This window comes from Anabaena sp. CCY 9402-a (assembly GCF_963920945.1).
GTDB classification, from domain to species: Bacteria; Cyanobacteriota; Cyanobacteriia; order Cyanobacteriales; family Nostocaceae; genus Trichormus; species Trichormus minutissimus.
Map to the genome: position 1 here is coordinate 24132 of NZ_CAWUDL010000072.1, position 10888 is coordinate 35019.

Here is a 10888-nt window from a genome sequence, read left to right on the forward strand (position 1 = left end):
AATGATGGCACAGTTAACACAATACTTGCAGAGTGCAGATATAGATACAGTCAACCTCAATCAATCTTCTACACAGCCACTTCCCCAAAGAGAAAAGATTAAGCATTTGCTCATCGGTTCTCCTCAAGCCGTTACCAGTACAATTCGCTATTTGCAGGTAATTGGTTACGCCAGTGTGGGTGATTGGAGTCCACTGTTACCTACGGCTAACGCAGGTGAGGTAATGAGTATTTTAATCCGGCAAATTTTAATCTAATAACCTGGATGTAGAGGCGTTGCATTCCAACGTCTCTGAAGCACGAGAATTAATAGGGAGTTCACCAATACCCTTTCCTGATGAAGATGTTGAATGGATATTAACTCACAGCGAATGTCAATCACCGTTATGACAAATTCTTTGTCGAGAAAGATTATTCAGTCTAGAAGAAGGAGAGAATAATGATATCTGGCGTGAGGAAGGTTTAAGAAAAATAAAACTATTTGCTGATTTATTAGCTGAGAAATCGCAGGGTAACAATGAAAGCACATCGAATTGAAACAACATTAACTGAAGACGGAACTTTGATCATCAAAGACTTACCCTTTCAGGCTGGGGAAGCAGTAGAAATCATTATCTTAGAAAGTTCTTCTCAACCTTCAGATTCTAATCCTTTCCCTTTACGGGGAAAGGTCATTCATTATGATGACCCATTTGAGCCTGCTGTACCTATAGAAGATTGGGAAGTTTTGCAATGATAATTTTAGATACCCATATTTGGATTTGGTGGGTAGATAATAATGCGCGACTAAATCAAAAATATCGCAATTGGATTGAAGAATATCAATCTCAAGGACTTGGAGTTAGCCTGATTTCTTGTTGGGAAGTTGCCAAACTAGTTGAGAATCGCAAACTTGCTTTCTCAATTTCCGTTGAGGATTGGTTAACAGCCGCTTTAGCTTACCCAGGAGTGCCGCTACTCGAACTAACAATACCCATTATCGTTGAATCAACCAAACTCACAGGTTTTCACCGAGATCCATCTGATCAAATCATAGTAGCCACTGCGAGAATTTACGGGTGTCCGTTACTCACGGCTGACGCAAAAATTCTGGCATATCCTGGCGTGCAAACTCTTAAATCATAGATGTCTCTTCTAGCCCGTCCAGTGATAATACTATTGAGTCGGACAAGTCTTCGGTTTTGCAACCTACCAACCTATCCAACCCGGTTTTATATTTGGAGGTCGTCACCTTCCTCACTGAGACAGGTCTGGACTCCCTAATGTACGCTCGATAAATTCCCATTTACCGATTCTGACGGTGGGGAGTAATCACGCCAACGCCACCGCGACAATACGAAAACCAACATTGTTGTTCCGATTCGCGCGCGCGTTCCTATTGCGATTAGCAGACCGGCAATTCCTAGCATTGTTATTCCAAGAACCGCCACGCAGCAGCTAAAAATGCCTGCCCCATCTTCAAACTCTCAAATAATTTAAGAAATTCGAGTTAGATGTAGTTTAGAATTAAATTGCTATCAAGAAAACTATATTGTAAAGAAACTTTTTGATAGTTTTACCGGGCAGAAAAATTGTAAAAAAATTATTCCCAGATCATTATATGTCTTCGCCTACTATTTCCACAATCATCAAGATGGTTGAGTCTCTGCCTGATGAATTGCAAGAGCGTGTTGCGGAGCATCTTCGTGAGTTTATTGCCGATTTAGAAGATGAAGCACGATGGGAGTCTTCCTTTCAAAAGACGCAGGGTAGTCTTATCGCAGCAGCCCAGCGCGCCAAGCAAGAAATTGCTGATGGTCAGTCTGTGCCAATGGATTATGAACAATTATGAAGTCTACGACACGCTGCTCGAACGTCCTTCCTCCTCGCCATGACAACCTTTTTGATTGCGATCGCACCCCAGCCATCCCGACAGCATATAATAGTTGTGAATTGTGCGGCAATAAATGCAAGAGGTGATTATTTATGCTAAAAATTAATCTTTCACTTCCTGAGCAATTGCAAGAATTTCTTGAGCAACAAGTCGTTGCTGGCGGCTACGCTAATACGGACGAATATATCAATTATCTCATTTCCCAAGAACAGAAGCGCATCGCTCAAAAACATTTAGAATCTCTGCTCATCGAAGGTCTAGACAGTGGGGAAACTGTAGAAGTGACAGACGAGTGGTGGGAGGAAAAACGTGCCAAGCTGATTGAACAAATGGGTCAGAGACAATAATGACCAAAAGAATTGTTATTAAACCACAGCAAGTAGGTTGGGTTGACGGCAGGAAACCCAACACCATCGATATTGTCAGCAAGGTTTTTGTTGGGTTGAGGAACAAAACCCAACATCAATAAGTGTTTACTCGGTTTAGTAATTCTTTAATATCACTTAATATTTTATTGTGAGCTAGATGTTGGGTTGGGCTGCGCTTAACCTAACCTACATTTACTACATTTGCTTAATTATGCAATATCGCCGAGCAATAATTAAAGGTGGTACTTACTTTTTTACACTTGTTACACATAACAGAGAAAGATTGTTTTCTTTACCTACTAACGTTTCTTTACTGAGAAACGCTTTTTGGTATGTCAAGCAACAACATCCATTTATAATTGATGCTTTTGTTTTATTGCCTGATCATCTCCACTGTATTTGGACATTACCATCAGAAGATCACAATTTTTCTACTCGGTGGCGTTTAATTAAAAGTTATTTTAGTCGTCAGTGTGATACTCTATCACAGGAAGATGTATCTGTTTCTCGACAAAGAAAACAAGAAAAACCTATTTGGCAACGTCGTTTTTGGGAACATTTGATTAGAGATGAGGCCGATTTTCAGCACCATGTTGAATATATTCACTACAATCCCGTAAAACATGATTTGGTGAAAGCTCCAATGGATTGGGAGTATTCCAGTTTTCATCGTTCGGTTCGTCAAGGAACGTATGATATGATGTGGGGTGCTGGAGATGAAATTATATTTGATGATAACATTGGCAAGGAGTAGCAAGTAGGTTGGGTTGACGACAGGAAACCCAACACCCTCGACGTTGTAGCCAAGATTTTTGTTGGGTTTCACTCCGTTCAACCCAACCTACAAATTATTTGAATGATTTTATTGAATGTGGTGTATACTGATATTGATATATAGACACCAGATTTAGGAAAATTTTTCCGCCTGACGGCGGGGACAAAAGAAGTGTAAAGAGTAAGAAGTGTAGAGGGCTAAAGGGCAAGAGTGCAAAGGGTAAGGAATCCTCACGCCAACGCCACCGCGACAATACGAAAACCAACATCGCTGCCCCGAACCGCGCGCGCGTACCTAACGCGATCAGCAGACCGGCAATCCCTAGCATAGTTAATCCAAGAACCGCCACGCAGCAGCTTTGTGTTATTATCGCTACCTGTTAACCGCGCACTACCATCTATTGGCGCACCTTGGTAGCTGTTATTATATACATCTTGACACCATTCCCATATATTACCACACATATCATATAAACCGAAAGAGTTAGACGGAAATATTCCTACATTTGTTGTTGCTTTTCGATATTCACCTTTGGGTGCAGAACCGTAGGGAAAGTTACCGTCGTAGTTCACTAAATCTGGGGTGATGGTTTCCCCAAAATAAAACGGTGTGGTTGTCCCCGCACGACAGGCGTATTCCCATTCCGCCTCGCTGGGTAGCCTGTAGGTTTTTCCTGTCTTCTGGCTCAATTTCTCACAAAATTCTACCGCATTATCCCAACTGACTTGTTCTACTGGTCTTTTCTCTCCTTTGAAGTTGGAAGGATTTGTCCCCATGATGGCTTGATACTGTTCCTGGGTAACTGCATATTTCCCCATGAAGAAGCCGGGAACTCTCACCTCATGCTGGGGACTTTCATCTGATTCTCGTTGCGCTTCCCCTGCTGGTGAACCCATTGTAAATGTCCCCTCTGGTATCTGCACCATTTCTAAGCTGACACCATTACCTAAGTCTTCTGCAAAGTATCTTGCTTCCTCATTGCGGCGGTTGGTGATGCTTCCCTGTGAGTTTACTGTCACTGTTTCAAATTGAAAGGTTTGTAAGCTATTTGAGGAAGTAGGAGACGAGCGACGCGGACTATTTGTAGGTGCTGGTGTCGCTGCTGGTGTTACAGTTATATCAGTTGTGCTAATTTCTCCTGAATCAGACTGCGATAGGCGCGGTATTACAATTGCTAAACCCAACCCAGCACCCGCAAACCCAACTGTTTGTATTACCTTTCGCCTTGACCAAGGCGTGATGATTTTTGTTGGTGTTGGCGGTGGTGATATGGGTATAGTTGGCTGTACTTGTTGTCGTGGTTGTGGTATTGGTATAGTTGGTATTACTTGTCGTGGTTGTGGCTGTGGTATGGGTATAGTTGGCTGTACTTGCTGTTGTCCCTGTAGTGATTTAATTGCTGCTAACGCCTCCACTGCTGACGGGTATCTATCCCGAAAGTAATAACTCACCATCTTATTTAACGCATCTGCCAACTTCTCAGTGACATTTGCCCGATTGCGCCAAATCACTTCGTCATCATTGGGGTCTTTTGGTAGTTCGTTGGGTTGTAAGCCTGTTAATGCTTGAATCCCTAACATCCCCACTGCATATACATCACTGCTTAATTTCGGTCGTCCGGCTGCTTGTTCGCTGGGCATATAACCAAGACTACCAATGGCAACGCTAAAACTTGTTTGACCTTGGGTGTTCACCGTCATGACCTCAACTTCTTTCACTGCACCAAAGTCAATTAGCACTATTTTACCATCTTGTCGGCGACGCATTAAGTTTTGGGGTTTGATGTCGCGGTGGATGATGTTCTGTTTATGAACTACTGCTAATATTTCTAATATTTCTTGTAATAGTTTGGTGACTGCTATTTCTGTTAACTTCTCACCGGGAACGATTTCATGGCTTAAATCTTGACCATCTATAAATTCTTGGACTAGATAAAATTCCCCTTGTTCTTCAAAGTGGGCAAATAATCGGGGTATTTGGTCGCTATCGTTGCCTAGACGGTATAATACTTGCGCTTCGCTATCGAATAATCTTCTAACGATTTCTAATACTTTGGGGTCGGGGTTGGGTTTGAGGTGTTTGACTACACACTTCGGCTTTCCGGGTAGGTCTATATCTTGGGCTAGGTAGGTGTCACCAAATCCGCCACTACCGAGGATTTTAATGATTTTATAGCGGCTGCGGAGGATGTCGCCGGGCTGAGGCATGGTTTTTGATTTGGCAGTATTTGGGTTTATTGTGCCAAATTCTTGGGTGTTTGGGCAAGTGATTTCACGCAGAGGCGCGGAGACGCAGAGAGTTTTAAAGGTTTGTAGTAAGGACTTCAGTCCTTCTTTTAGGACTAAAGTCCTTACTACGAACTCAATTACTTATGGTTTGGGGGACTAGAGTAAAGATGGTAATTTCAGGACGGGCGAATAAACGCAGATGTAAGCCTGTCATTCCTACGCCTCGGTTGGTGTATAAGAGCATTTTTCCAACCTCGTATTCTCCTGAGTAGTATTTTTCACCCCAGGGCGGTAGGATTAGGGGTTTGATGAAAGGTAGCCGGATTTGTCCGCCGTGGGAATGTCCTGATAGTTGTAGGTCAAATCTGGCTGTGGCTGCGCTGGTAGTCGCAAAGTCTGGTTCATGGGCTAATAAAATGGCTGCGCCCTGTAGGGGTAATTGCTGCAATACTAAGTCTAGGCGGTCTTTACCCATACCCACATCATCAACCCCAGCAATATTTAAAATGGCGTTGCCTCTTTGAAGTGTGTAGACAGTATTATTTAAATCAAATACGCCGCTTTGTTTGAGTATTTTAATGATGGCTTTGGTGTCGTTTTCGTGGTCATGATTACCTAAAACAGCAACGGTTCTGTCCCGTGGTGTAAGTTCCTCTAAGGCTGGCTTCAGTGATGGGATTAATCGGGGTAAGTTACGCGTTACTAAGTCCCCGGTAATGGCTATTAAGTCCGGGTGTTGTTGATTAACTAGGTGGACAATATGCTTTAAACGCCGCGTATTCATCCATTGGTCGCGGTGAATATCGCTAATCTGCACAATTCGATAGCCGTTAAATTCTGATGCGAGATGGGGGAGAGTCAGTTGTAAAGATTTGATCTCAATCCAATTTGGTTCAATTACCTTGGCGTATAGTAAGATACAGAATATTAATAAAAATAACCACCGCAAGTATTGAAAGATTCGTTGACTGGCTGTGAGCAGCCACTTACGATTTCTCAAGATGTAATCTCCTGTGACGTAACTGCCAGTTCTGCTGCTATGCTATTTTTTTAAATTTCGCGGTAAATCACCTTGGGGATAGAAGCATAATTCGTAATTCGTAATTCGTAATTCGTAATTAAGAATTGCAGGTATAGCGGTTCTCGCTTTAGTGCTACGGTGTACACACAAGTCGAATTACCAAGCCCTACAACGTTTTGATCCCCCCTAACCCCCCTTAAAAAAGGGGGGAATTAGATTCAAAGTCCCCCTTTTTAAGGGGGATTTAGGGGGATAAAACCACATTTTGCACCTAGCACAAAGATGTGTGTACACCGTAGGCAAGCAAGGAGGGGGCTATGATATACCTCATGTGATTAGGAAACGGTATATTGATTAATGAGCGTGAAAGTTCACTAAGTCTTCCCTGTCACCTGTCCCCTCCTACCTCTTCACTGTCACCTGTCCCCTATCACCTGTAACCTATAATGAGAGATGTGATATACTAGCCTTTCTCTCAATTACCCTTGGTTTATGGGACTGCCAATTGTTGCAATTATCGGTCGCCCAAATGTGGGCAAATCCACCCTGGTTAATCGACTCGCCGGGGAACAAACGGCGATTGTCCATGATGAACCGGGTATGACGCGCGATCGCACTTATATGCCGGCTTACTGGAGCGATCGCGAGTTTTTAGTAGTAGATACAGGCGGTTTGGTATTTAATGATGACACCGAATTTTTGCCCCTGATCCGCCAACAGGCTTTAGCAGCCCTGGCAGAAGCTTCTGCTGCTATCTTTGTTGTTAATGGTCAAACTGGCCCTAATTCGGCAGATGAAGAAATTGCCGAATGGTTACGCCAACAACCAGTTCCAATTTTTCTAGCAGTGAATAAATGCGAATCCCCTGAACAGGGTTCAATTCAAGCTGCTGAATTTTGGGAACTAGGCCTAGGAGAACCATACCCCCTCTCCGCGATTCATGGCAACGGTACAGGTGAGTTATTAGACGAACTCATCAAACACATCCCCACTGTTGCGGATGTAGCAGAAAGCAATGAAATAAAAATTGCGATCGTCGGACGGCCTAATGTCGGGAAATCAAGCTTACTCAACTCTTTTGTGGGTGAAGAAAGAGTTATTGTTAGCCCGATTTCTGGCACAACCCGCGATGCGATCGATACTTTTATCGAAAGAGATGGACAATCCTATCGCCTGATAGATACAGCCGGGATTCGCAAAAAGAAAAACGTCGAATATGGCCCGGAATTTTTTAGCATTAACCGCGCTTTTAAAGCAATTCGCCGCGCTGATGTGGTTTTATTAGTTTTAGATGCCCTAGATGGTGTAACAGAACAAGATCAAAAATTAGCTGGGCGAATTATTGAAGAAGGTCGAGCCTGTATTATCGTCGTCAATAAGTGGGATGCAGTCGAAAAAGACTCCTATACTATCTACGACTACGAAAAAAATATGGAAGGACGGCTACATTTTACAGAATGGGCAGAGACAATTTTTGTCAGTGCTTTAACCGGACAACGGGTAGAAAAGATTTTAGAGTTGGTAACTCAAGCAGCCACAGAACACAAACGCCGCGTTAGTACATCAGTGGTTAACGAAGTTTTGGAAGATGCGTTGAAATGGCATTCTCCCCCAACTTCACGCGGTGGACGACAAGGTAAAATTTATTACGGTACACAAGTCAGCAGCCAACCGCCAACTATTGCTTTATTTGTCAATGAAGCTAAACGCTTTAATGACAACTACCGACGTTACATTGAAAGACAATTCCGCCAACAACTAGGGTTTAAAGGTACTCCCATTCGCATATTGTGGCGGAGTAAGAAAGTCCGAGATATGGAAAGCGGTAATCTTAACCGTGCAACTCGTGTTTAAGAGTGAGGAGTGCTGAGTGCTGAGTCCTGAGTGAGGAGTGAGGAGTGCTGAGTGCTGAGTCCTGAGTGAGGAGTGAGGGGTGCTGAGTCCTGAGTCCTGAGTCCTGAGTGAGGAGTGAGGGGTGCTGAGTGGGGAAAATAAAGTGTGCTAAGTTCTGGATATCACGGCAGAATAGTCAAGGATCAAAAGTTCAAACTAAACTTTAATTTGAAAATTTACTAACCTTTAAATTCTCATTAGTGTAAACTTTTAACTTTCAATAACTCAGCACGGGCTAAACGCCCCGCTACCGCTAACAGCACTCAGCACTGAAAAATGGATTTACTGCGATCGCTTCCATTAGGACTATACCTAGAACAGCCACAAACTTGGTTACATAAACTTGATCCACGGGTCAAGTTTATCTGGTTGATGAGTTTTCTGACTAGCTACAGCTTTGCTAATAATCAATGGCGGATACTATTAGTAGCACTATTAATTATTTTTACTTTAACTGCTAAAATTCCCCGGCGTGTCTGGCAACAACAAATGGGTTGGCTGTTAACACTGACATTTTTAGTGTTCATGATTTCAGCTATCAGTCCTGATGGATTGGGTATAGATTATCAGCCACGTCTACCAGCTAACTCTCAAGTTTTAGCCCCACTAGCCAATAATAATAATTCCCCAGTTGTTCAAGAGCAGGTAAAAAGTAGCAAAAGCTATAATTACATTCTGTTTCATCAAGGCCCGGTGAAAATTACTCGCCGTTCTATAGATTTAGCAACGCGCTTAAGTACGATTATATTTACTGTTATTTACAGCACTAACTTGTATTTACTGACAACTGCACCAGAGGAAATTACCGCCGGGATAGAAAGCCTCATGCAGCCGCTACGGCGATTTAAGATACCCGTCACCGAAATTACTTTGACCCTAACTTTATCATTGCGGTTTATTCCCCTAGTCTTAGAAGAGGTACAGAATTTAGTCCGTTCTGTGATGACTAGGGCAATTAATTGGAAAAAGTTAGGTTTAAAAGGTGGATTCAAAGTCTGGTTGATTGTCGCCGAAAGATTATTAGAAAATCTCTTGTTACGTGCCGAACAAATGGCTAGTGCGATGATGGTACGCGGTTTTACCAGTCCTAACGAACACCGAGTTCCGTGGCATGATTTACGTTTAAAATCATGGGACTGGTTAGCGATCGCAACTCTCACCCTATTTTGGGGAGTAAGAATCGTTTTAGGAAATCAACTTTAGGGGAATAGGCAACAAATATAACATTTTATGTGGCACTGGCGATCGCTTCCATTAGAAAATCGTACTGGTTCGGAAATTTTCTCTGCCTTATTTCACTCCAACACTACATCTGAAATAGCCACCCTCCTAGAAAGTCCCTACCCCACACCCACGAACCAACCCCAACTGAGTCGCTATTCTATCTGTGCAGGCGCACCCAGAATAATAAATGGAGTTCCGCAGATGTGGACACCAGGATTGGGTGATATTTTCGGTTTGCTGGAGAATTTGTTACAAGTTAGGGGAATGGAGAAACAAGATAAAATTTCTCTCCCATCTCCACAACTCCCCTTCACTGGCGGTTGGCTGGGATGGCTTGGCTATGACGCAGCTGGGGAAATTGAACAGCTACCCCAGACAAAAATTGATCCCTTACCGTTTCCTGTAGCTTTTTGGTATGAACCAGATGCTTTTGCAGTTTTGGATCATGTCCAACAAGTTTTATGGTTAGCTGCTAGCGATGCGGTTGGTCTTGATGGGTTGGAACTGCGTCTAGGACAAATAGATCCAGAAAACTCACCGCAGCATATCACCCCCATCACTAATTACCCTGTTGCACCGGAATTTTTTACATCTCAATCAGATTACGAAACCGCCGTTAACCGTGCCAAAAAATATATTCAGGCGGGAGATATTTTTCAAGCGAACCTATCTTTAAGATTTGCCGCCACTACCTCAGCTAGTGGTTGGTCAATTTATCAAGCCTTACATAAAATTAATCCTTCCCCCTTTGCTAGCTATTGGCGTACACCTTGGGGTGAAGTTATTAGCTGTTCACCAGAAAGATTAGTTTTACTACAAAATGGACAAGCCGAAACCAGACCGATCGCCGGCACGCGATCGCGTGGTATAACTCCAGAACAAGACCAGCAACTAGCTAAAGAACTCCTCAGCAACACCAAAGAACGGGCAGAACACATCATGCTGGTAGATTTGGAACGCAATGATTTAGGGCGAGTCTGTGAATGGGGAACAGTCACCGTTGACGAATTGCTGACAATTGAAAGATATAGCCACGTTATGCACCTCGTCAGCAATGTTACAGGGAAATTGAGCGATTGCACACCCATTGATTTAATTCGTGCCTTATTCCCTGGTGGTACAATTACAGGCTGTCCTAAAGTCAGGTGCATGGAAATCATCGAAGAGCTAGAACCGGTGCGCCGCAGCTTATTCTACGGTTCATGCGGTTATTTAGATTGGCGCGGCAACCTAGACTTAAATATTTTAATCCGTACCCTACTAGTAACCCCCAACGCCCCATTCAAAACCGTCTGGGGACAAGTAGGTGCTGGAATTGTTGCCGACAGTGACCCGGAAAAAGAATGGTACGAATCTCTGCACAAAGCCCAAGCGCAGTTAGCAGCATTGAAAATGGTTAGGGGGACAGGTGACAGGTGACAGGTGACAGGTGACAGGTGACAGGGGTGATTCAATTTTGAATTTTGAATTTTGAATTTTGAATTTTGAATTTTGAATTTTGAATTTT

12 protein-coding genes are annotated in these 10888 nt (G+C 43.1%); 10 read left to right on the top strand and 2 right to left on the bottom strand.

Annotated features, from left to right (window positions below; all coding sequences use genetic code 11):
- Position 1: 1 nt before the first annotated feature.
- From ACM0OR_RS22150 to ACM0OR_RS22180, 7 genes are all read left to right on the top strand, one after another.
- On the top strand, positions 2 to 256 hold the full coding sequence (locus ACM0OR_RS22150; RefSeq protein WP_414578779.1) for a hypothetical protein: 255 nt from the start codon (positions 2 to 4) through the stop codon (positions 254 to 256).
- 260 nt (positions 257 to 516) lie between these two features.
- On the top strand, positions 517 to 735 hold the full coding sequence (locus ACM0OR_RS22155) for a hypothetical protein (protein ID WP_414578780.1): 219 nt from the start codon (positions 517 to 519) through the stop codon (positions 733 to 735).
- Complete coding sequence (locus tag ACM0OR_RS22160; RefSeq protein WP_414578781.1) at positions 732 to 1124, top strand: type II toxin-antitoxin system VapC family toxin; 393 nt, start codon at positions 732 to 734, stop codon at positions 1122 to 1124. Before ACM0OR_RS22155 ends, ACM0OR_RS22160 begins: the two co-directional genes overlap by 4 nt.
- Before the next feature lie 475 nt (positions 1125 to 1599).
- A complete protein-coding gene (locus ACM0OR_RS22165) occupies positions 1600 to 1830 on the top strand; it encodes a hypothetical protein (protein WP_414578782.1) in 231 nt (76 codons plus the stop codon).
- A 134-nt stretch (positions 1831 to 1964) separates the two neighbouring features.
- Positions 1965 to 2219 (top strand): ribbon-helix-helix domain-containing protein, encoded by a 255-nt coding sequence (locus ACM0OR_RS22170; RefSeq protein WP_414578783.1) that lies wholly within the window; start codon positions 1965 to 1967, stop codon positions 2217 to 2219.
- Positions 2219 to 2341 carry a hypothetical protein gene (locus ACM0OR_RS22175; RefSeq protein WP_414578784.1) on the top strand — a complete coding sequence of 41 codons (123 nt, stop codon included), beginning with the start codon at positions 2219 to 2221 and terminating at the stop codon, positions 2339 to 2341. Before ACM0OR_RS22170 ends, ACM0OR_RS22175 begins: the two co-directional genes overlap by 1 nt.
- A 110-nt stretch (positions 2342 to 2451) precedes the next feature.
- Complete coding sequence (locus tag ACM0OR_RS22180) at positions 2452 to 2994, top strand: REP-associated tyrosine transposase (protein ID WP_414578785.1); 543 nt, start codon at positions 2452 to 2454, stop codon at positions 2992 to 2994.
- 251 nt (positions 2995 to 3245) lie between these two features.
- On the opposite strand, the gene ACM0OR_RS22185 is transcribed toward ACM0OR_RS22180, so the two are convergent.
- Positions 3246 to 5222, bottom strand: coding sequence for an SUMF1/EgtB/PvdO family nonheme iron enzyme (locus tag ACM0OR_RS22185; protein WP_414578786.1), 1977 nt, complete (start codon positions 5220 to 5222; stop codon positions 3246 to 3248).
- 154 nt (positions 5223 to 5376) lie between these two features.
- On the bottom strand, positions 5377 to 6243 hold the full coding sequence (locus tag ACM0OR_RS22190) for a metallophosphoesterase (protein WP_414578787.1): 867 nt from the start codon (positions 6241 to 6243) through the stop codon (positions 5377 to 5379).
- 513 nt (positions 6244 to 6756) lie between these two features.
- Here ACM0OR_RS22190 and der point away from each other — a divergent pair.
- From der to ACM0OR_RS22205, 3 genes are all read left to right on the top strand, one after another.
- The gene (der, locus tag ACM0OR_RS22195; RefSeq protein ID WP_414578788.1) at positions 6757 to 8118 is read left to right on the top strand and encodes a ribosome biogenesis GTPase Der; all 1362 of its coding nucleotides are present in this window, start codon (positions 6757 to 6759) and stop codon (positions 8116 to 8118) included.
- A gap of 315 nt (positions 8119 to 8433) precedes the next feature.
- Positions 8434 to 9360, top strand: coding sequence for an energy-coupling factor transporter transmembrane component T family protein (locus tag ACM0OR_RS22200; RefSeq protein WP_414578789.1), 927 nt, complete (start codon positions 8434 to 8436; stop codon positions 9358 to 9360).
- Between the two features lie 27 nt (positions 9361 to 9387).
- Positions 9388 to 10800, top strand: coding sequence for an anthranilate synthase component I (locus tag ACM0OR_RS22205; protein ID WP_414578790.1), 1413 nt, complete (start codon positions 9388 to 9390; stop codon positions 10798 to 10800).
- Positions 10801 to 10888: the final 88 nt, after the last annotated feature.

What these genes read in the sequence shown, in the direction of transcription:
- ACM0OR_RS22165 (WP_414578782.1), top strand. Translation starts at nt 1,600, where the DNA reads ATGTCTTCGCCTACTATTTCCACAATCATCAAGATGGTTGAGTCTCTG.
- ACM0OR_RS22185 (WP_414578786.1), bottom strand. Translation starts at nt 5,222, where the DNA reads ATGCCTCAGCCCGGCGACATCCTCCGCAGCCGCTATAAAATCATTAAA.
- ACM0OR_RS22150 (WP_414578779.1), top strand. Translation starts at nt 2, where the DNA reads ATGATGGCACAGTTAACACAATACTTGCAGAGTGCAGATATAGATACA.
- ACM0OR_RS22175 (WP_414578784.1), top strand. Translation starts at nt 2,219, where the DNA reads ATGACCAAAAGAATTGTTATTAAACCACAGCAAGTAGGTTGGGTTGAC.
- der (WP_414578788.1), top strand. Translation starts at nt 6,757, where the DNA reads ATGGGACTGCCAATTGTTGCAATTATCGGTCGCCCAAATGTGGGCAAA.
- ACM0OR_RS22160 (WP_414578781.1), top strand. Translation starts at nt 732, where the DNA reads ATGATAATTTTAGATACCCATATTTGGATTTGGTGGGTAGATAATAAT.
- ACM0OR_RS22180 (WP_414578785.1), top strand. Translation starts at nt 2,452, where the DNA reads ATGCAATATCGCCGAGCAATAATTAAAGGTGGTACTTACTTTTTTACA.
- ACM0OR_RS22155 (WP_414578780.1), top strand. Translation starts at nt 517, where the DNA reads ATGAAAGCACATCGAATTGAAACAACATTAACTGAAGACGGAACTTTG.
- ACM0OR_RS22205 (WP_414578790.1), top strand. Translation starts at nt 9,388, where the DNA reads ATGTGGCACTGGCGATCGCTTCCATTAGAAAATCGTACTGGTTCGGAA.
- ACM0OR_RS22200 (WP_414578789.1), top strand. Translation starts at nt 8,434, where the DNA reads ATGGATTTACTGCGATCGCTTCCATTAGGACTATACCTAGAACAGCCA.
- ACM0OR_RS22170 (WP_414578783.1), top strand. Translation starts at nt 1,965, where the DNA reads ATGCTAAAAATTAATCTTTCACTTCCTGAGCAATTGCAAGAATTTCTT.